Consider the following 18,437-nt stretch of genomic DNA (forward strand, 5'->3'; position numbering starts at 1 on the left):
CAAGGAAGACTGCCCATGCGTATTCTGATCGCCAACGTCAACACCACCGAAGCCATCACCGAAGCCATTGCCGAGCAGGCGCGCAGCGTCGCCGCGCCCGGCACGCAAATCATCGGCCTCACCCCTTGGTTCGGCGCCGAGTCGGTGGAGGGTAATTTCGAGAGCTACCTGGCTGCGATTGCCGTGATGGACCGCGTGCTGGCCTACGACGGCCCCTACGATGCCGTGATCCAGGCCGGCTACGGCGAACATGGCCGCGAAGGCCTGCAGGAGTTGCTCAACGTGCCGGTGGTGGACATCACCGATGCCGCTGCCAGCACGGCGATGTATCTGGGCCATGCCTACTCGGTGGTAACCACCCTGGACCGTACCGTGCCGCTGATCGAGGACCGGCTGAAACTGTCCGGGCTGTATGACCGTTGTGCCTCGGTCCGCGCCAGTGGCCTGGCCGTGCTGGAGCTGGAAGAAGACCCGAAGCGCGCCGTGGAAGCCATCGTGCAGCAGGCCGAACGCGCCGTGCGCGAGGACAAGGCCGAGGTGATCTGCCTGGGCTGCGGCGGCATGGCCGGGCTGGATGAACAGATCCGCCAACGCACCGGCGTGCCGGTGGTCGATGGGGTGAGCGCGGCGGTGACCATTGCCGAGTCGCTGGTGCGGATGGGGCTAAGCACCTCCAAAGTGCGAACCTACGCCACACCGCGAGCGAAGAAGGTGGTGGGCTGGCCGATGAAGTTCGGACGGTAATACTGCTTCGCCTGGTCGGCCTCTTCGCGGGTGAATCGGGGCGCCGAACCGCCGCTCCCACAGGTACTGAACTGCTTTCAGGCACAGTGACTGACTTGTGGGAGCGGGCTTGCCCGCGAAGAGGCCGTTACAGTCAACACAGCAATCGAGCCAGCCGCTCGCCGCTGCCACAAGCCAAGGTGAACCCCAAGGCCCCATGCCCCAGGTTCAGCCACAGGTTGCGATAGCCGCAAGCCCCCACGATGGGCACCCCGGCCGGCGTCGCCGGCCGCATCCCCGCCCACTCCACCGCCGCTGCGTAATCCGCAGCCCGCGGCATGGTCTCGAGTGCCTGCCGACGCATGCTGGCGAGCCTGCGCGCATCCACCGCTTCGTCGTAGCCAACGATATCCACCATCGCCGCCACCCGCAGCTGCTGATCAAGCCGTGCGTAGACGACCTTGCGCTCGTAGTCGGTGATGCTGAGCTCCGGTGCTCGATGCGCCGCGGCAATCGGTGCCGTCAGGCTGTACCCCTTGAGCGGGTAGACCGGCAGCCGCAGCCCCGGTAGCGCCAGCCCGGCACTTCGGTGGCCGGCGCACAGCACCAGGCGCTCGATGTCCAGCTGCTCACGCCCCAGTTGCAGCGCCACCACCTGATCATCACGGGTGATCAGCCGCGTGACCGGGCTGCCCAACAGGAACCGGCATTGCCCGGACGCACGCAAGCGCTCTGCCAGCCGCTCGCAAAAACGATGGCAATCGGCGACCTCTTCATCCGCAGTCAGCACGGCGCCGATAAAGGGCGCATCCGCCAACGCCGGCTCCAGCGCCCTGACTTCGCTGGCACCGAGCACCTGTTGATGATCGGGATCGAGCAGATGCTCCCGGCCATGGGCGAACGCTCGCTCACTGCGAAATGCCACCAGCTTGCCGTTCTGCCGCCAGGCAAAATCGCTCAGGCCGTCGTCTTCACGCCAGCGTTTCAGGGCAGCCTGGCTGTGCAAGGCCAACGTCAGCAACTGTGCGGCGTTACGACGATTGACGCTGCTGCGACACGCCATCACGAACGCCAGCAACCAGCGCCATTGAGCAGGGTCCAGGCGCAAGCGCAGGCGTAGCGGCGAGTCGCCGCGCAATAACCAGCCAAGCGCCTGCCACGGCACGCCGGCATCGGCTAACGGCGCCACATAGCGATAGGAAAGTTGCCCGCCATTGGCAAAACTGGTCGCCGAGGCCAGTTGGTCTCGTGCCTCGACCAACACCACCGACAGGCCTTCGCGCACCAGCGCATAGGCCGTCGCCAGGCCGACCACGCCACCACCGATTACCGTCACCCGTTGCGTCATTGTGCTTCCCTGTCATGGCTTCCCTGCCAAGACAGTAACAGCGCATCAGGTCGGGCAGCTATGGGCGCCGCCATTCAGGCCCTGGCGGACGTTGCGGCTGAGCAGGCTGGCCTTGCCGTCGTGCCAGGTCAGGGTGAGGACGTAGAGGGTATCGAAATCGTCGCCATTCCAGTCTTCGGTGATCACTCGCTCATCGCCCAACGCCTTGCCGGCCACGGCATTGATCAGTTCCGGCAGGTAGCCGTGGGACCAGGCGGTATAGACCGTGGCATTGCGGTACTTATCGCTGACCAGCTCGTCGGCGAGGGCGTCGGTGTCGTTGGCGCTGTAATCGATGTTGACCGGCAAACCCAGACGAATGGCGCTCGGAGTGATGGTCATCAGCGGGCGGATGTAGCTGTAGCTCTGGTCCTGGCTGCCTTCCTCGACATGCCGCGAGGGGTTGGCGGCGAACACGTAGTCGGCCTTGCCGAAACGCTCCGGCAGCAGCGTGGCCAGGTCCAGCGCGCGGTTGAGCCCCTGGCAGTTGAGTTGCCCCAGGCCTTCGCCGGGTTTTTCGGCATGGCGCAGGAATACCAGCGTCTGGGTACCGTCGACCGGTTGGGCGCGGCTTTCGACCACTTCCAGTGCCAGCGGCACAGCCGCGGCGACGAGGGCCAGGCTGAGCACCAGGTGGCGGCGACGTCGAATGAAAGAGGGCAACTTCATGGGGGGCAGGCTCTTGTGGCAAAAAGTATCTGGATACCCGCCACATTGCCCTGCGGCCTATGCCGAAGGGCATCCGTGTTGGTGATTGCCATCCGTGGCAACGAGCAGGACTCAGAGTGCCCTCAACCCGTTTGGTTCCTCCCTGAGTGTGGATGCCGTTCCCTGGGCGAGGATTACGTTAGTGCAGCTGTGTTGCAGAGATATTTAGGCTGTCTGGTGTTCGACTTGAGTTTTGAGGCGTTCTTGAGATCGAGCGCCGCCCACGCGGCGCATCGCGGATAAATCCGCTCCTACATTTGTTGCAACGTGGCCATGCCTGTCAGGCCATGGTTGCCAGCCTTGTTTGCAAGACTTGAGACATGCGCCAAGGCTGGTAACCATGGCGTTACAGGTTCGGTACGTTGCAACAAATGTAGGAGCGGATTTATCCGCGATGCGCCGCGCGGGCGGCGCTCGATCTCACAGGCGCTGCAAATCCCAAGGCGAACCCCTTCCAACCCCACCGCAATCAATCATCCCGCGTCAGCACTTCGAGCAGTTCGATCTCGAAAGTCAGGTCCGAATTGGGCGGAATCGCCCCCACGCTACGTTCGCCATACCCCAGGTGCGCCGGCACCTGCAGCTTGCGTTTACCGCCCACGCGCATGCCCATCAGCCCCTGGTCCCAGCCTTTGATGACCCGGCCGGTGCCAATCACGCACTGGAAAGGTTTGCCGCGTGACCACGACGAGTCGAACTCGCTGCCGTCGGCCAGCCAGCCGGTGTACTGGGTGGTGATCAGGGCGCCTTTGACGGCGGCTTTGCCGTTGCCTTCGACGAGGTCGGTGATCTGCAGTTCGCTGCTCATGGGCATGCTCCAACGCTGAAATTCAAGGCCGCCCTTTTCTCAGGAATGCACAGGTTTGGCAAGTTCGCGAGGTGTTCCATGCTGACGCATCGACCACAGGCATGGCTCAGCCGAACTGCTCGAACGCTTGCTGGCCGGTCAATTCCTTGGTCTGGTTGGCAAAGCAATACCAGGCGGGTTTCTGCTCGACGAAGATCTGCAGGTCGAAATCCCAGGACTCATCGCCGTCCAGCAGCCCAACAGGGACCGCATAATGATCCTTGTCCTTGAGCCGGTAGTACAGGTGGGTGCCACAACGGCTGCAAAAACCACGCTGGGCCCACTCGGACGAGTCGTAGACAGCCGGCGCCCGCCCCTCGAAGACCGGCGCTTTGCTGCAGTCCACGACCAGCAGCGGACCGCCAGTCCATTTGCGGCACATGCTGCAATGGCAGGCGCTGATGTGGGTATTGTCGACAGTGGCGCGCAGGCGGGTTTCACCGCAGAGGCAGCTGCCGGTTTTTTCCAGGGTCATGATCGGGCTCCTTGCAGGTTGGGCCAGCAAGTATAGATCGGGCCCCACACCACAGAGCCCGCTGCCCCACCCGTTCGATCAGATGAACACGTTACCGCGCAGGTACAGCGCCGCACGCCCGCTGATGATTACCCGGCCATTGCCAGGCACTACACAGTGCAACTGCCCCTTGCGCGCCCCGCCCTGCTCGCAGCTAAGCGACGACTTGCCCAGCCGCTCGGCCCACACTGGCGCCAGCGAGGTATGTGCAGAGCCGGTAACCGGGTCTTCATTGACGCCAACCCGCGGGCCGAACCAACGGGTGACGAAATCGAAGCCACGGCCAGCGGCAGTGACCGCGATGCCACGCACGTCGAATGCCGACAAGGCGACGAAATCGGGCTTCAGCGGGTCGAGCAGCGCTGCATCATCGACCACCACCACGTAGTCGTCGGAGCGGTAGACCGCCTCGGCCGCGCTCAGGCCCAGCGCCTCGAGCAACCCGGCCGGCACGTCCACGGCTTGCGGCTGCTTGGCCGGGAAGTCCATGGCCAGCAGGCCGTCCGCGCCACGGCTGACCCGCAGCTCGCCACTGCGGGTATTGAAGCGCAGCACTTCGGCTTGCTCGCCCAGCTGTTCGAACAGCACGTAGGCCGAAGCCAGTGTGGCGTGGCCGCACAGGTCGACTTCGACGGTGGGGGTGAACCAGCGCAGGTCGAAGGTTTCGCCATTGCGCACGAAGTACGCGGTTTCCGACAGGTTGTTCTCTTCGGCGATGCGTTGCAGCACAACGTCCGGTAGCCAGCTTTGCAGCGGGATCACCGCTGCCGGGTTGCCACCAAAGGGCTCAGCGGAAAAGGCATCGACCTGGAAGATTTCGAGTTGCATCAAACGCTCCTTGTGCTCCGGGCAATGCCGGGGCTATTGAAAAGGTTAGGCACGCACCGGCGTGAGCACCGGCTCGCCGGCAAAGAAGGCCTGCAGGTTGCGCAGCACCAAGGCCACGGTGTCGCGTGCGGCCTCGGGCGACTGGCCAGCCACATGAGGCGTGAGTACTGTATTGCCGAGGGCCTTGAGGGCATCTGGCACGGCGGGTTCGTCATCGAACACATCGAGCGCGGCGCCGGCGAGCCGGCCTTGTTCAAGGGCTGATACCAACGCCTGGGTGTCGACCACGCTGGCTCGGGCGATATTCACCAGATAACCCTCCGCGCCCAGCGCTTCGAGTACCTGGGCATCGACCAGATGGCGGGTATTGGCGCCACCGGGCGTGGCAACGACCAGGATATCGACGGCCTCGGCCAGGTGCTTCGGGCTGTCGTACCAGGTGTAAGGCAGGTCCTGGCGCGGGGTACGGCTGTGATAGCTGATGTTCATGTCAAAGCCCAGGCTGGCGCGTTTGGCGATGGCCTGGCCGACCGCGCCGAGGCCCAGCAGGCCCAGGCGCTTGCCACTGACAGAAGGGCTGATCACCCGGTTCCACTCGCCACGGCGCGTGCTGGCATCGGCACGGGGAATGTCGCGCAACAGCGCCAGCAGCATGGCCAGGGTGTGGTCGGCGACTGCCGCGGCATTGGCGCCGGCGCCATTGGTGACAGTGATGCCACGGGCGGCAGCGGCGGCCAGGTCGACCTGCTCGTAGCCGGCACCGATCACGCAGATGATCCGCAGCTTGGGCAAGGCGGCAATTTCAGCGGCGGTCAGGCCCAACGGGCCACGGGTCAGCACGGCGTCGATCTCGCCGGCATGGCGCTGGATGGCGTCGGCGCGCATTTGCGCAGAGGGTGCACGAATCAGGCGGTAGCCGGCCTTTTCGAGTATGGATAGATACTCGTCGACGGTTTCAACCAGTACCAGGACTGTCTTGCTCATGCCACCTCCTTGAATATCAGAGGGGCATTATGCGGAGTAACTGGCCGGTACAGTCAATCGGAAAAACAGCAAGGAATTGTACTGTATGGGTCGCGCTTCGTGGTGTGTCCGGGCTTACAGGTGTTCGCCGCTGGATGTTCGGCGCCTGGGAGATCGAGCGCCGCGCGGGCGGCGCTCGATCTCCCAGGCGCCAAACATCTAACGGCGAACACCCGCAAGCCTCAACAAACTCATTGCCCGTAAGCGCGCCCCAACCCCCCGGGCACACCGCTGCTGTCGGTCTCCTGCCATGGCCCATCCGGGTTCAGCGACCAGCTCCAGCCATTGTCATAGCGGTAGTAGGTACGCTGCCGGTAAAAGACATTGGTCTTGTTCTCCAGCACATACACCCCAAGCTTAGGATCCCAATGGCTGGCACCACCGGGCGGTGGCGCAAAGCTGGCGGAGGTGCGCGGCATCGGTTTGGGGATCGACGCTGGCTTGCTCGGCTGTGTCGACGGCTGGCCACCCGGCAACGGCTTCACCGCTGGCCCCTGGTGCGGTGGCACTTTCTCGATTGGCGGCGACGGCTGCTCGTACGGCTCGTGCACCGTACACGCGGACAAACCCAGGGCCAGGGTGATCAGGGTCAGGCGGACGGTGCTATGCATGGTGTTGTTCTCTTACTGGTCGGGGCTGTCGATGGTCAGGTGCTGGGTGGCCTGGGTGGTATTGGCCAGGGGTGCACCCTGGCCAATCCATTCGCCGTGGGTCGGCTGGCCGGCGCGGGATACACGTGCAACCAATTGGACTTCGGCGAACTGGGACAGTTTCATCTGCGGCAGCATAGCGTCAGCATCGGACAATTCCACTTCCAGCGGCAACTGCGCCACCGTCACCCGTTTGGCCGCCAATGGCATGGGCGGGCCATTTTTGGCACGGGCGAAGATGAACACGGTGTCGTCTGGCTTGACCTTGTCCTTGAGCGCCGCCGCCAGTTCCACCCGCACCTTCAGGCGGGCGGCCGCAGTGGCCTGCGGCTTGGCGCTGCTGCCGCCCAGGCGCTCAGCCGCGCGGTCGATGCCACCTTGCAGCGCTGCCCGCGAGGCATCACCCTCGGGCAGTTGCGCCAGCAGACGGTTCCAGTAGTCGATGGCTTCCTGATAACGCTCGCCCTCGAAAGCGGCGATACCCCGCAAGCCAAGGCTGGTGACTTCGTTCGGGTCGGCCTTGAGTGCTTCATCCGTCAGGGCCTGCACCTGGGCGCTCCACTGTTTGTCCGCCGCGAAGTACAGCGCCTGGGCCCACTGGCCAAGCAGCTCGGGCTGGCGACCGGCCAGGGCCACGGCGCGCTCGTAGGCACGCGCGGCGTCGGCCGGACGTTGCTGGGCCATGTAGGCCCGGCCAAGGAAGTACAGGCCTTCGGCCGAGTCCGGCTGGGCCGCCACGGCACGCTCCAGGCGCGTGGTCATTTCGTCCATGGTCTTCGGCGCAGCGGCGAATTCCTGGGTCAGCTCGACCTTGTCCGCCGCACCGAAGTGCAGGTACAGCCCCAGTGCCAGGGCCGGCACCAGCACTGCCGCCAGCAATGGCAGGGCCTTGCCCAGGTGGCCCTGGCGCGCAGGTTCGGCACCTTCGGTGTCGGCCAGCAACTCGCGAGCGGCTTCGTCACGGCCCTTGGCCAGTTGCGCATCGTCGAGCACGCCTGCGGCCTGTTGGGCGGCGAGTTCAGCAACGCGCTCCTGGTACAGGGCGACGTTCAGGGCGGTGCGGTCTTCTTCCTGCTGCTGGCGACGGCCACGCAGGATCGGGATCAGCAGAAAGCCGAGGGCGGCGAGCAGCAACAGGCCCGCGCTAAGCCAGAATTCAGTCATGGGTGTGTTCTTTTTCCAGCAGTTTGGCGAGACGCTCGCGTTCTTCGACGGACAGTTGCTGTTCAGCCTGGGCCGCCGGGCCACGGCGACGACGGACGATCACCGCCAGCACCACGAAGCCACCGGCCAGCAGGATGCCAGGGCCGAACCACAGCAACCAGGTGCGGCCACTGAGCGCCGGCTTGTAGCGCACGAAGTCGCCATAGCGGTCGACCATGAAGTCGACGATCTGCTGGTTGCTCTTGCCCTCGCCGAGCATGCGGAAGATCTCGCGGCGCAGGTCGGCGGCGATCGGTGCGTTGGAGTCGGCGATGTCCTGGTTCTGGCACTTGGGGCAGCGCAGTTCCTTGGTCAACTGCTGGTAACGCTCGCGCTCGGCGTCGTCACGGAACTGATAGGTATCGATGGCCGCCTTGGCCACACCGGCCAGGCTCATGCCCAGCACGGCGGCTGCCAGCCAGCGCTTCATGGCTTGGCCTCGTCGACCAGGCCCTGGTACAGCGGCGCCAGCTGCTCGCGCCACACGCTGGCATCGACGATGCCTACGTGCTTGTAACGGATGATGCCCTTGGCATCGATCAGGAAGGTTTCCGGCGCGCCATACACGCCCAGGTCCAGCCCCAGGCTGCCCTGCTCGTCACGGATATCCAGCTGGTAGGGGTTGTGGAACTCGGCCAGCCACTTCTGCGCGGCGGCATTGTCGTCCTTGTAGTTGATGCCGTGGATCACCACGCCCTGCTGGGCCAGCTGGTTGAGGTACGGGTGCTCGACCTTGCACGACGGGCACCAGGTGGCCCACACGTTGACCAGTGCCGGCCGCCCGTGCAGGTCGGCCTGGGTCAGGTTGCGGTCACCCTGGGTCGAAGCCAGGGCGAACGTCGGGAACGGCTTGCCGATCATCGCCGACGGCAGCTCGTCAGGCTTGAGGAACAGCCCTTTGTAGAGAAAAACCGCCATCAGCAGGAATACCGCCAGTGGCACGACCATGATCCAACGCTTCATGCAGCAGCTCCAGACACGCCCAGGGCTTCACGCACCCGGGTCTTGACCTTGACGCGATAGCGCCGGTCGAAGGCCGCCAGCAACCCGCCCAGGCCGGTCAGCAGACCGCCCAGCCAGATCCAGCGGACGTAAGGCTTGATATGCACGCGCACCGCCCAGGCGCCGTTTTCCAGCGGCTCGCCCAGGGCAACGTACAGGTCACGGGTGAAACCGGCATCGATCCCGGCTTCGGTCATCATCGACTGCTGCACGGTGTACAGGCGCTTTTCCGGGTGCAGGGTGGTCACTTCACGGCCGTCGCGGGTGACCACGATGGTGCCCTTGTCGGAAATGAAGTTCGGCCCTTCGAAGTGCTTGGCGCCTTCGAACAGGAAGTGATAGCCACCCAGCTCGACGCTTTCGCCCGGCGCCATGCGCAGATCGCGCTCGGCGCTGTTGTTGCTCGACAGCACCACGCCCAGGGCACACACCGCCAGGCCCAGGTGCGCCAGCTGCATGCCCCAGTAGCTGCGGGTCAAGCCACGCACACCCTTGGCCAGGCCTTTGTGGCGGGTCTTGTCGACGATGTCACGCAGGCCACCGAGCACCACCCAGGCCGCCAGGGCGAAGGCGCTCAGCACCGGCCAGTCGAAGTCGTCGACCAAGAAGCCGGCGACCGGCGCCAGCACCGCACTGCCGATCAGTACCGGGGTCATCATGCCGACCAGCCATTTGACCGGGGTGTCTTTCCAGCGCACCACCACACCCAGGCTCAGCACCACCATCAGCAATGCCATCAACGGCAGGAACAGGGCATCGAAGTATGGCGGGCCTACCGACAGCTTGGCCCCGGTCAGGGCATCGAGCACCAGCGGGTAAAGGGTACCGAGCAGGATCATCGAAGCCGCCACCACCAGCACCAGGTTGTTGGCCAGCAGCAGTGTTTCACGCGACCACAGGGCAAAGCCGACCTGGCTCTTGACCACCGGGGCGCGCAGGGCGAACAGGGTCAGCGAGCCACCGACCACGAACAACAGGAAGATCAGGATGAACACGCCACGCGCCGGGTCGGCCGCAAACGCGTGCACCGAGGTCAGCACGCCGGAGCGGACCAGGAAGGTGCCCAGCAGGCTCAGCGAGAACGCGGCGATTGCCAGCAGCACGGTCCAGCTCTTGAAGACACCGCGTTTTTCCGTCACCGCCAGCGAGTGGATCAGCGCGGTGCCCACCAGCCAGGGCATGAACGAGGCGTTTTCCACCGGGTCCCAGAACCACCAGCCACCCCAGCCCAGTTCGTAGTAGGCCCACCACGAGCCGAGGGTGATGCCGACGCCGAGGAAGGCCCAGGCGACGATGGTCCAGGGCCGCGACCAGCGCGCCCAGGCTGCGTCCAGGCGCCCGCCGAGCAGCGCGGCGATGGCGAAGGCGAAGGCCACCGAGAAGCCCACGTAGCCCATGTACAGCATCGGTGGGTGGACGATCAGGCCAAAGTCCTGCAACAGCGGGTTGAGGTCACGGCCATCGGTCGGCACCTGGGGCAACAGGCGCTGGAACGGGTTGGACGTGATGATCAGGAAGCTCAGGAAGCCGACGCTGATCATGCCCATCACCGCCAGCACACGGGCCAGCATCACCTGCGGCAGCTGCCGCGAGAAGATCGACACGGCAAAGGTCCAGCCACCGAGGATCAATGCCCAAAGCAGCAGCGAACCCTCGTGGGCGCCCCAGACCGCACTGAACTTGTAGTACCACGGCAAGGCGCTGTTGGAGTTGCTGGCCACGTAGGCGACCGAGAAGTTGTCGGTCATGAACGCGTGGGTCAGGCAGGCAAAGGCGAAGACCAGGAAGGTGAACTGGCCCCAGGCTGCCGGGCGCGCCAGGCTCATCCACAGGCTGTCACCGCGCCAGGCACCGAGCAGCGGCACCGTGGCCTGCACGGCGGCGAAGCAGATTGCCAGGATCATCGCCAGTTGGCCGAGTTCGGGGATCACCAGTGCCGCGTTCATGGCTTGGCCTCCGCGCCGCTGGCCGCCTGGCCGCTTTCCTTCAGGGCCTTGGTGACCTCGGGCGGCATGTACTTCTCGTCGTGCTTGGCCAGCACCTCATCGGCGACCACCACACCGTCGCCGTTGAGCTTGCCAAGGGCAACGATGCCCTGCCCTTCGCGGAACAGGTCCGGCAGGATGCCGCGGTAAGTGATCGGCACGGACTTGTTGAAGTCGGTGACCACGAAACGCACGTCGAGCGAATCGGAGGAACGCTGTACCGAGCCCTTCTCGACCATGCCGCCCGCACGAATGCGGGTGTCCAGCGGCGCCTCGCCGTTGGCGATCTGGGTGGGGGTGTAGAACAGGTTGATATTCTGCTGCAGGGCGCTCAAGGCAAAGCCGACGGCAACCGCAACCCCGGCCAGCAGGCCGAGGATCAGGAACAGGCGTTTCTTGCGCTGCGGATTCACAGGTTGTTCTCCCGGCGCAAACGGCGCGCCTCATCTTGCAGGTAGCGACGGCGGGCCAACACCGGTGCGGCGACATTCAGCGCCAGCACCGCCAGGCAGATGCCATAGGCCGACCAGACATACAGGGCATGGTGGCCCATGGCGAGAAAATCGCCGAAGGAAGCGAAACTCATCGCGCGGCCCTCCGCCCCAGGCTGTTCAACACTTCATCCTTGACCCAACTGGCGCGCGCCTCGCGCTTGAGCACCTCAAGGCGCATGCGCAGCAGCAGCACGGCGCCGAAGAAACAGTAGAAGCCCAGCGCCGTGCACAGCAGCGGCAGCCACATCTCGGCCGGCATCGCCGGTTTTTCGGTGAGGGTGAAGGTGGCGCCCTGGTGCAAGGTGTTCCACCATTCTACCGAGTACTTGATGATCGGGATGTTGATCACGCCGACGATGGCCAGCACCGCGCAGGCCTTGGCCGCGCTGTCACGGTTGCTGATGGCCTGGCCCAGGGCGATGATGCCGAAGTACAGGAACAGCAGGATCAGCATCGACGTCAGCCGCGCGTCCCAGACCCACCAGCTGCCCCAGGTCGGCTTGCCCCAGATGGCCCCGGTGACCAGCGCCACGGCCGTCATCCAGGCGCCGATCGGCGCTGCGCATTGCAGGGCGACATCGGCCAGTTTCATCTTCCACACCAGCCCCACCGCGCCGGACACGGCCAGCAGTACATAGCAGGACTGCGCCAGCATCGCCGCCGGCACGTGGATATAGATGATGCGGAAGCTATTGCCCTGCTGATAGTCCTCGGGGGCGAACGCCAGGCCCCAGACCACGCCGGTGACCAGCAGAAGGACAGCAGAGATGGCCAGCCATGGCAGCATGCGGCCGCTGATGGCATAGAACCATTTCGGCGAACCCAGTTTGTGGAACCACGTCCAGCTCATTTTCATCAGGTACATCCGGTATTAGCCGGGCTTGGGAGCCCGGGACTCGTTATTCGCCGACGCTGATCTTCAGGCCGGCCGCTATCGCAAAGGGTGCCAAGGTGACCGCCAGGGCCGTCAGGCTGGCGAGCCAGAGCAGATGGCCGGTGGCGGGCATATTCTGCAACGCCGCCTGCAACGCACCACTGCCCAGGATCAATACAGGGATATACAACGGCAGAATCAGCAACGCCAGTAACAAACCACCGCGCTTGAGACCGACCGTCAGCGCAGCGCCGACCGCCCCCAGCAAGCTCAGTACCGGCGTGCCCAACAGCAGCGAACCAAGCAGCACCGGCAGGCAGTGGCTCGGCAATCCCAGCATCAGCGCCAGCAATGGCGCCAACAATACCAGCGCCAGCCCGGAAAAGATCCAGTGTGCCAGCACCTTGGCCAGTACCAGCATGGCCAGCGGGTGCGGCGACAGCACCCACTGCTCCAGCGAACCGTCCTCGAAATCACTGCGGAACAAGCCATCCAGTGACAACAGCACAGCCAGCAAAGCCGCAACCCAGACGAGCCCGGGCGACAAGGTTTGCAATAATTGGCTTTCCGGGCCAACCGCCAGCGGGAACAGGGCCACGACGATGGCGAAGAACACCAGCGGGTTGGCCAGCTCGGCCGGGCGGCGGAACAGCAGGCGCGCTTCACGGCGCAGCAACAGGATGAATACGCTCATGCCGCCCATTGCCCCAGGTTCAGTTCGCGGTAGCCGGACGGCTTGCGTTCAAGGGTGTGGTGCGTGGTAAGCACCACCGTGCCGCCCTGTTCACAGTGGGTTGCCAGGTGCGCTTCGAGCTGGGCCACACCCTGCTTGTCGAGGGCGGTGAAGGGTTCGTCGAGGATCCACAGCGGCGGGCTGCTCAGGTGCAGCCGGGCCAAGGCCACACGGCGCTGCTGGCCGGCGGACAGGGTATGACAAGGGACGTCTTCGAAACCGCGCAGGCCGACCGCCGCCAGCGCCGCCCAGATCGCTTCGGCGCTGGCCGGCTGATGCAGGGCGCAGAGCCAGGTGAGGTTCTCTTCGGCGGTGAGCAGGTCCTTGATGCCGGCGGCGTGGCCGATCCACAGCAGGATGCTGGCCAAGGCATGGCGCTGTTCGCTCAGCGGCTGGCCAGCCAGCAGGATCTGCCCGGCGGTCGGCTGCATCAGCCCAGCCAACAGGCGCAGCAGGCTGGTCTTGCCGCTGCCGTTGGGGCCGCTGATCTGCAGCATGTCACCGGGGCGCAGCTCGAAATCGAGGTGCTCGAACAACAGGCGCCAGTCGCGCTCGCAGGCCAGGCCCACGGCTTGGAGGTGAAGGGTCACGGATTCGCCTTATCTAGATGCTTCTCAAGTCGCCCACCTCGCTGCCGTTATACTGGCAGTGACAGGCGGCAGGCATTATTACATGTGCTGCCACGCTGCCAAGAGGGCGGGTTCCACAGGTTGTATACAATCATGACTGAAATCAATAGTCTCGGCGCACAAACCGCGATCAATCCGCAGGCGATCAAGGCCCAGCTGACCGGCGAACTGCTCAACCTGACCCAGGCCCAACCCGGCCTGCTCAAACCGGGTGAAACCGCTCAGGCCGAAGTGCTGACAATGCGCCAGAGCGGCAGTACCTTCCAGTTGCTGCTGCAGGTGATCCAGGCCAATGGCAGCCAGACCCAGGTCCAGGCCAGTGCCAACCAGCCGATTCCACAGGGTAGCCAGCTCACCGTCAGTCAGCCTGAGAGCAACCGCCTGGCCGTGATGCTGCAGCAGGCCAGCGCCAGCAATGTCGCCACCCTCACCCAGCTCGACACCAGCAAGGTGCCGGTGGGCACCCTGCTGCAGGGCAAGGTACTGACCAATCAGGCGCTGCCCCAGGCTGCAGGCGCAGCGGCCAGCTTCCGCTCGCTGGTCAGCTTGCTCAATACCGCCCTGGCCGGCGCCACGCTGACCATCGACAGCCCGCGCCCGCTGCCGATCGGCAGCCTGCTCAGCGCCCTGGTGCAAGGCGACCAGTCGCTGCGCTTCGTGCCCCTGAGCGGTCGCCAGGAACAGTTGAACATCGCCCAGCAGTTGCTCACCCAGCAAGGCCGCCAGGCCTCCCTGCCCGGCCTGCTAAGCGCCCTGCAGCAGATTGCCAGCAGCCCTGCCAGCGAGGGCGAGTTGCGCACGGTCGCCAGCACGCTGCTGGCCAGCCTGCCGGACGCCCGCCAGCTGAGTGACGGCAAGGCTGTGGCCCAGGCACTGAACAACAGTGGTGTCTTCCTCGAGGCAAAGCTGCTGGGTGGGCTGGGAGCCAACGTGGCCACCGACCTCAAGGCACAGCTGGTCAGGCTGGTGGCCCAGGCCACGCTCAGTGCGCCGGCCAGCCCGGTGGTCGCTGCCACCGGCCTGGCCCAGGCCTTGCCAGCCCTGGCACGCGGCGCGCTGGGCATGCTCGACCGGGTCACCCCCAGATCGCCGCCTGGCGCGTTTCCACTACCTTCCAGGTTGTTGCAGGCGATGGAAAACGAAGGTGACCTGCAACAGTTGTTGCGCCTGGCCGCCGCCGCCATCTCGCGCCTGCAGAGCCATGCCCTGAGCAGCCTGCAACAGTCCGGCACGCTGGACAACGGCAACCTGCAGACCACCTGGCAGGCCGAGATCCCGGTGCGCCACGGCCAGGAATTCATCCCCCTGCAAGTGAAGCTGCAGCGCGAGGAAACCCCGGAACAGCAGGCCGAGCGCCAGCACGAGCAGCAAGATCCGCAGCAAGCGCTGTGGCGTATCGAGCTGGCTTTCGACCTCGCCCCGCTGGGCCCGCTGCAGGTTCAGGCTCAACTGATCCAGGGGCGCCTGTCCGGCCAGTTGTGGGCCGAGCATGAACCGACCGCACGACTGATCGACAGCCAGCTCGGCGAGCTGCGCGCACGCCTGCTGGCTCGCGGCCTGGAAGTGGGCGACCTGGAATGCCACCCCGGCATTCCACCACAGGGCCCGCGCACACGGGTGGAACAACGTTGGGTAGATGAAACCGCATGACCGACAAGCAACCCCGCCAGGCCATCGCCCTCAACTACGATGGACAGCAAGCCCCGACCCTTACCGCCAAAGGTGATGACGAACTGGCCGAGGCGATCCTGGCCCTGGCCCGTGAACATGAGGTGCCGATCTACGAGAACGCCGAACTGGTACGCCTGCTGGCGCGCCTGGAGCTGGGCGAGCAGATTCCGCCGGCGCTGTACCTGACGATTGCCGAAATCATTGCCTTTGCCTGGCAGTTGCGTGGCAAGGTGCCCGTCGGCTTCAACGACGAAGCCGCTGCGCCGCGGGATATCACGCCACAGACACCGTTGTTGCCGCAGCCCGGGCAGCGCTAAATATCTACCGCCAGTTTGAGCACTGGCCGTTCAGCCTTGCCGCTTCCTCACAGCAAGGTGAACACCATGCCCACACGCCACATCAATGCTGCAGGCATAGAGTACGTCCGCGCCCACCTCAGCCACGTCCCCCGCCCCGACCACGCCGCGAGCCAGGCCATCGGGCAATGGCTCCGGCAACAGGGCCATGATGTCGATCCGCAGCAGGTCGACGTCATCACCCTGCACTACCGCCCCGAGCACTCAGGCGGCCATCTGGTGGCCGTCAGCCAACGCCTGAGCCTGCCCCAGGCGGTGTTGAGCAACTGGCAGGGGGAATCCGCCAACAATCTGCTCGGCGACCTGTTGCAAGCCCCATGGGCCGGGCTTTTGCCCAGCGGCCCGCTGCGACTGGTCGAGACCCTTCCCGCACCGCCCTTCAACCACTACGGCGCCACCTACGCAGTGTTCAACGGGCTGTTCCGCCGAACCACGCCGCAACGCTATGACGCGTCCACCCACCTGCCAATAGCAGCCGAAGCCTTCCAGCGCTTCATCCACGACCTGGACTTCCACACCCCCTTCAAAGCCCAGCTGGACCGCTACTGGAACGCGCACCTGCACAGCCACCGCCTGGCCAGCAGGCTTAATTTCATCGCCGCCTGCAACAAGCAGGTCAGCGAAGGCAGCCTCAGCGAGGCCGCCAGGAAGCTGGCCTGGCAAGCCGCCGGGCTGATACCCGGTGCCGCCACGCTGCGGCTCAGCACGCTGAACATCTATGGCTATGCGGCGACCGACCTGCTGTACCTGAACGACCCGAGCAGCGACCTGACCTTGCTCTACATGCCCGGCAACAGTTCACCCCTGCTGGAGTTCGCCAGCGAAATGCTGCTGAAGGACTGGATAGGCCAGCAGTGCAAGGACCCCGCCAGGCGCCAGGCCCTGAAGCAGCACTTTCGCCTCGCCGACCGCCCTCAAGGCCTTGACTTCAGTGGCCTGGATACGGCGCTCGAGGGCCTGGCCGACTACCCCAACCGCCATCGCTTGCCGCCTGAACACGGCTATTTCAACGACGACGGCACCTGGCCGCCGCGCACTTATGTCAATTACCGCCCTGGCAAATACAACCCCAGGATCGACGGTGACCTGTTCCAGGCACTGGCCGAACGACAGCGCCAGCGCAGCTACGACGATGCCGATTTCCTGATCACCCGCGACAGCCAGGTCAGCAAGACGCGCTGGCTGGGCTACCTGAGCACGACGCTGAACCTGCTGGCACCGCTGTGCCTGGTCGTCCCGGGCCTGGCACCTCTGTTGGCGGCGGGCGGCATCGTGCAGTTCGGCCTGGGGCTGGACCAGGCAATCAATGGCAAGTCGCTGCAGGAGAAGCACGCGGGGGTTGGCAACATCACCTGGGGGCTGTTCAATGCCGCGCCCCTGGCAATCGGCGGCGTTACCCGGGCCAAGGCCCTGTTCATGTACAAGCGCGATGGCTTCGTCCTGCCGAAACGGCTCAACGGGCAGATCGGCTACCCCTTGAGCCCGGTCACCGCACCCCGTTTTCCGGAACCCGAAGGTGTTCGCTACTTCCACTACCCCGAGCCAATCGAGCCGCTACCGGATGGCGACCAGACCATCGCCGCTGCGGTGCTTCGCACGCCGCGCTATGACGGCGATGTGGACAACCTCGATGCCAGTATCGGCGGCTACAACGTGCGCGTGGTCTACGACCTCCAGCGGGATGTGTTCATCAGCGAAGACGACCTCAACGACGTCGAGCCGCTCGGCTACCTGGCAACCCCCGCCAGCATGAACCTGATACCCGCCCCAGCCTCTCGGGTCGTCACCGATGCCATGCGCTCTCGCAGCCTGCGTGCACTGGGCGTCGATCTGCCGCTGCCGGTGAACATCCCGACCCCGGCCCCCAACAGTTTCCCGATACCCCAAAAGATCTCCTGCCTTTGGGTAGGTGACAAAGTCATCACCGGCGAACTGCTGAGCAACCTGGGCAACAATGCGGCCCGGCTCAAGGACAGCGAATATGCCATGCGCCTGTTCCTGTCCAAGGCCGACCCGCAGGTCTACGCCGAAAACCTGCGCCTGCTGGCCGAGCAGGCACCGGGGCTACAGGTGCTGCCGCTGGAAGAGCAAGCGTTCTTCCGGGCCTTTCGCCAGAGCAGGTACTACGCACAGTACGACGCCGCCCTGGATGGCAACGGCGGCATCGCCACCAACTACGCCTCGGCATCGGACGTACTGCGCTATCCGATGCTGCACCACGAGGGAGGTTTGTACATGGATGTCGACGACACCTTGCTGGCCGCTGGCGAGCATCCACAGGTCATCGATGGGCAGCCACATGGCAACCCCGCCGAAGCCATCGACCAGGTCGAGCTGCGCACCACCACCGACGGCCTGCTGCTGGCGCCGCCGATGTCCAATGAAAAACTGGCGATGAACTGCCTGTACAACACCAGCATGATCGGCAGCCACGCCGGCAACCCAACGCTGGAAGCGATTGCCGACGAAATGCTGGCGCGCTACCAGACCAACCAGGACTTCTATGACAGCAAGCCCAGCCTGGCCGACGACCCGGCGAATTTCTACCGCTATGCCAGGCGCCTGAGCCACCTCACCGGCCCAGGCTTGCTCAGCGACGTGATCGACCGCCAGCTGCCGGCACTGCGCACCTTGCGGCAGATCGTCAACCTCTACGCCATGCCCCGGATCAACGCCTATCAGTTCGTCGACCTGCCCCGCGCCCAGGAGACCATGCACGCGCTATTGCCCTTCAACCGGTTCGCCAAGGTCGGCGGCAATCACTCCTGGAGCAGCACCTGACCCAGAGGCCGGGCGGAGCCTGTGCAGTT

At 65.0% G+C, this 18,437-nt stretch carries 20 protein-coding genes; 4 read left to right on the forward strand and 16 right to left on the reverse strand.

Features of this window, described 5'->3' with window-relative positions:
• Nucleotides 1-15: 15 nt before the first annotated feature.
• Complete coding sequence (locus ACIPZ5_RS19200; RefSeq protein WP_343596016.1) at nt 16-744, forward strand: aspartate/glutamate racemase family protein; 729 nt, start codon at nt 16-18, stop codon at nt 742-744.
• 133 nt (nt 745-877) lie between these two features.
• Here the strand turns inward: ACIPZ5_RS19200 and ACIPZ5_RS19205 are convergent, their stop codons facing one another.
• The 16 genes from ACIPZ5_RS19205 to ccmA form a co-directional block, all read right to left on the reverse strand.
• The gene (locus tag ACIPZ5_RS19205) at nt 878-2,071 is read right to left on the reverse strand and encodes a D-amino acid dehydrogenase (protein WP_400810130.1); all 1,194 of its coding nucleotides are present in this window, start codon (nt 2,069-2,071) and stop codon (nt 878-880) included.
• A gap of 45 nt (nt 2,072-2,116) precedes the next feature.
• Nucleotides 2,117-2,779, reverse strand: coding sequence for a histidine phosphatase family protein (locus ACIPZ5_RS19210; RefSeq protein WP_313710700.1), 663 nt, complete (start codon nt 2,777-2,779; stop codon nt 2,117-2,119).
• A 508-nt stretch (nt 2,780-3,287) separates the two neighbouring features.
• On the reverse strand, nt 3,288-3,626 hold the full coding sequence (locus tag ACIPZ5_RS19215) for an FKBP-type peptidyl-prolyl cis-trans isomerase (RefSeq protein ID WP_343596021.1): 339 nt from the start codon (nt 3,624-3,626) through the stop codon (nt 3,288-3,290).
• Between the two features lie 106 nt (nt 3,627-3,732).
• The gene (locus ACIPZ5_RS19220) at nt 3,733-4,140 is read right to left on the reverse strand and encodes a GFA family protein (protein WP_343596023.1); all 408 of its coding nucleotides are present in this window, start codon (nt 4,138-4,140) and stop codon (nt 3,733-3,735) included.
• A gap of 78 nt (nt 4,141-4,218) precedes the next feature.
• Entirely contained in the window at nt 4,219-5,007 is a 789-nt protein-coding gene (locus ACIPZ5_RS19225) for a PhzF family phenazine biosynthesis protein (RefSeq protein WP_343596025.1), read from the reverse strand.
• Nucleotides 5,008-5,052: 45 nt separating this feature from the next.
• Nucleotides 5,053-5,991 carry a 2-hydroxyacid dehydrogenase gene (locus ACIPZ5_RS19230; protein WP_343596027.1) on the reverse strand — a complete coding sequence of 313 codons (939 nt, stop codon included), beginning with the start codon at nt 5,989-5,991 and terminating at the stop codon, nt 5,053-5,055.
• 230 nt (nt 5,992-6,221) lie between these two features.
• A complete protein-coding gene (locus tag ACIPZ5_RS19235) occupies nt 6,222-6,641 on the reverse strand; it encodes a hypothetical protein (protein WP_313710705.1) in 420 nt (139 codons plus the stop codon).
• Nucleotides 6,642-6,653: 12 nt separating this feature from the next.
• Nucleotides 6,654-7,844, reverse strand: coding sequence for a c-type cytochrome biogenesis protein CcmI (gene ccmI, locus ACIPZ5_RS19240; protein ID WP_313710706.1), 1,191 nt, complete (start codon nt 7,842-7,844; stop codon nt 6,654-6,656).
• The gene (locus ACIPZ5_RS19245; protein ID WP_343596030.1) at nt 7,837-8,313 is read right to left on the reverse strand and encodes a cytochrome c-type biogenesis protein; all 477 of its coding nucleotides are present in this window, start codon (nt 8,311-8,313) and stop codon (nt 7,837-7,839) included. The genes ccmI and ACIPZ5_RS19245 overlap by 8 nt, the downstream gene beginning before the upstream one ends.
• Nucleotides 8,310-8,846: a DsbE family thiol:disulfide interchange protein gene (locus tag ACIPZ5_RS19250; protein WP_261943236.1), complete on the reverse strand. Its 537-nt coding sequence runs from the start codon at nt 8,844-8,846 to the stop codon at nt 8,310-8,312. Before ACIPZ5_RS19250 ends, ACIPZ5_RS19245 begins: the two co-directional genes overlap by 4 nt.
• A complete protein-coding gene (locus tag ACIPZ5_RS19255; protein ID WP_400810150.1) occupies nt 8,843-10,816 on the reverse strand; it encodes a heme lyase CcmF/NrfE family subunit in 1,974 nt (657 codons plus the stop codon). Before ACIPZ5_RS19255 ends, ACIPZ5_RS19250 begins: the two co-directional genes overlap by 4 nt.
• Nucleotides 10,817-10,827: 11 nt before the next feature.
• Complete coding sequence (gene ccmE / locus ACIPZ5_RS19260) at nt 10,828-11,283, reverse strand: cytochrome c maturation protein CcmE (protein WP_085677802.1); 456 nt, start codon at nt 11,281-11,283, stop codon at nt 10,828-10,830.
• Complete coding sequence (gene ccmD, locus ACIPZ5_RS19265; RefSeq protein ID WP_261943234.1) at nt 11,280-11,456, reverse strand: heme exporter protein CcmD; 177 nt, start codon at nt 11,454-11,456, stop codon at nt 11,280-11,282. Before ccmD ends, ccmE begins: the two co-directional genes overlap by 4 nt.
• The gene (locus tag ACIPZ5_RS19270) at nt 11,453-12,220 is read right to left on the reverse strand and encodes a heme ABC transporter permease (protein ID WP_343596035.1); all 768 of its coding nucleotides are present in this window, start codon (nt 12,218-12,220) and stop codon (nt 11,453-11,455) included. Before ACIPZ5_RS19270 ends, ccmD begins: the two co-directional genes overlap by 4 nt.
• A 43-nt stretch (nt 12,221-12,263) precedes the next feature.
• Nucleotides 12,264-12,941 carry a heme exporter protein CcmB gene (gene ccmB / locus ACIPZ5_RS19275; RefSeq protein WP_371263234.1) on the reverse strand — a complete coding sequence of 226 codons (678 nt, stop codon included), beginning with the start codon at nt 12,939-12,941 and terminating at the stop codon, nt 12,264-12,266.
• Nucleotides 12,929-13,561, reverse strand: a complete 633-nt coding sequence (gene ccmA / locus ACIPZ5_RS19280) for a cytochrome c biogenesis heme-transporting ATPase CcmA (protein WP_261943233.1) — start codon at nt 13,559-13,561, stop codon at nt 12,929-12,931. The genes ccmB and ccmA overlap by 13 nt, the downstream gene beginning before the upstream one ends.
• A 132-nt stretch (nt 13,562-13,693) precedes the next feature.
• Between ccmA and ACIPZ5_RS19285 the strand changes: the two genes are divergently transcribed.
• The 3 genes from ACIPZ5_RS19285 to ACIPZ5_RS19295 all read left to right on the forward strand — a co-directional run bounded on the left by ACIPZ5_RS19285 (nt 13,694) and on the right by ACIPZ5_RS19295 (nt 18,408).
• Complete coding sequence (locus tag ACIPZ5_RS19285) at nt 13,694-15,250, forward strand: flagellar hook-length control protein FliK (protein WP_400810133.1); 1,557 nt, start codon at nt 13,694-13,696, stop codon at nt 15,248-15,250.
• Nucleotides 15,247-15,588, forward strand: coding sequence for an EscU/YscU/HrcU family type III secretion system export apparatus switch protein (locus ACIPZ5_RS19290; RefSeq protein WP_343596045.1), 342 nt, complete (start codon nt 15,247-15,249; stop codon nt 15,586-15,588). Before ACIPZ5_RS19285 ends, ACIPZ5_RS19290 begins: the two co-directional genes overlap by 4 nt.
• A 66-nt stretch (nt 15,589-15,654) precedes the next feature.
• Nucleotides 15,655-18,408 carry a dermonecrotic toxin domain-containing protein gene (locus ACIPZ5_RS19295; RefSeq protein ID WP_400810135.1) on the forward strand — a complete coding sequence of 918 codons (2,754 nt, stop codon included), beginning with the start codon at nt 15,655-15,657 and terminating at the stop codon, nt 18,406-18,408.
• Nucleotides 18,409-18,437: the final 29 nt, after the last annotated feature.

This window comes from Pseudomonas sp. NPDC089428 (assembly GCF_044749325.1).
Classification (GTDB): Bacteria; Pseudomonadota; Gammaproteobacteria; order Pseudomonadales; family Pseudomonadaceae; genus Aquipseudomonas.

Coding starts and splice junctions, on each gene's coding strand:
- ACIPZ5_RS19200 (WP_343596016.1), top strand. CDS start 16: ATGCGTATTCTGATCGCCAACGTCAACACCACCGAAGCCATCACCGAA.
- ACIPZ5_RS19205 (WP_400810130.1), bottom strand. CDS start 2,071: ATGACGCAACGGGTGACGGTAATCGGTGGTGGCGTGGTCGGCCTGGCG.
- ACIPZ5_RS19210 (WP_313710700.1), bottom strand. CDS start 2,779: ATGAAGTTGCCCTCTTTCATTCGACGTCGCCGCCACCTGGTGCTCAGC.
- ACIPZ5_RS19215 (WP_343596021.1), bottom strand. CDS start 3,626: ATGAGCAGCGAACTGCAGATCACCGACCTCGTCGAAGGCAACGGCAAA.
- ACIPZ5_RS19220 (WP_343596023.1), bottom strand. CDS start 4,140: ATGACCCTGGAAAAAACCGGCAGCTGCCTCTGCGGTGAAACCCGCCTG.
- ACIPZ5_RS19225 (WP_343596025.1), bottom strand. CDS start 5,007: ATGCAACTCGAAATCTTCCAGGTCGATGCCTTTTCCGCTGAGCCCTTT.
- ACIPZ5_RS19230 (WP_343596027.1), bottom strand. CDS start 5,991: ATGAGCAAGACAGTCCTGGTACTGGTTGAAACCGTCGACGAGTATCTA.
- ACIPZ5_RS19235 (WP_313710705.1), bottom strand. CDS start 6,641: ATGCATAGCACCGTCCGCCTGACCCTGATCACCCTGGCCCTGGGTTTG.
- ccmI (WP_313710706.1), bottom strand. CDS start 7,844: ATGACTGAATTCTGGCTTAGCGCGGGCCTGTTGCTGCTCGCCGCCCTC.
- ACIPZ5_RS19245 (WP_343596030.1), bottom strand. CDS start 8,313: ATGAAGCGCTGGCTGGCAGCCGCCGTGCTGGGCATGAGCCTGGCCGGT.
- ACIPZ5_RS19250 (WP_261943236.1), bottom strand. CDS start 8,846: ATGAAGCGTTGGATCATGGTCGTGCCACTGGCGGTATTCCTGCTGATG.
- ccmD (WP_261943234.1), bottom strand. CDS start 11,456: ATGAGTTTCGCTTCCTTCGGCGATTTTCTCGCCATGGGCCACCATGCC.
- ACIPZ5_RS19270 (WP_343596035.1), bottom strand. CDS start 12,220: ATGAAAATGAGCTGGACGTGGTTCCACAAACTGGGTTCGCCGAAATGG.
- ccmB (WP_371263234.1), bottom strand. CDS start 12,941: ATGGGCGGCATGAGCGTATTCATCCTGTTGCTGCGCCGTGAAGCGCGC.
- ACIPZ5_RS19285 (WP_400810133.1), top strand. CDS start 13,694: ATGACTGAAATCAATAGTCTCGGCGCACAAACCGCGATCAATCCGCAG.
- ACIPZ5_RS19290 (WP_343596045.1), top strand. CDS start 15,247: ATGACCGACAAGCAACCCCGCCAGGCCATCGCCCTCAACTACGATGGA.
- ACIPZ5_RS19295 (WP_400810135.1), top strand. CDS start 15,655: ATGCCCACACGCCACATCAATGCTGCAGGCATAGAGTACGTCCGCGCC.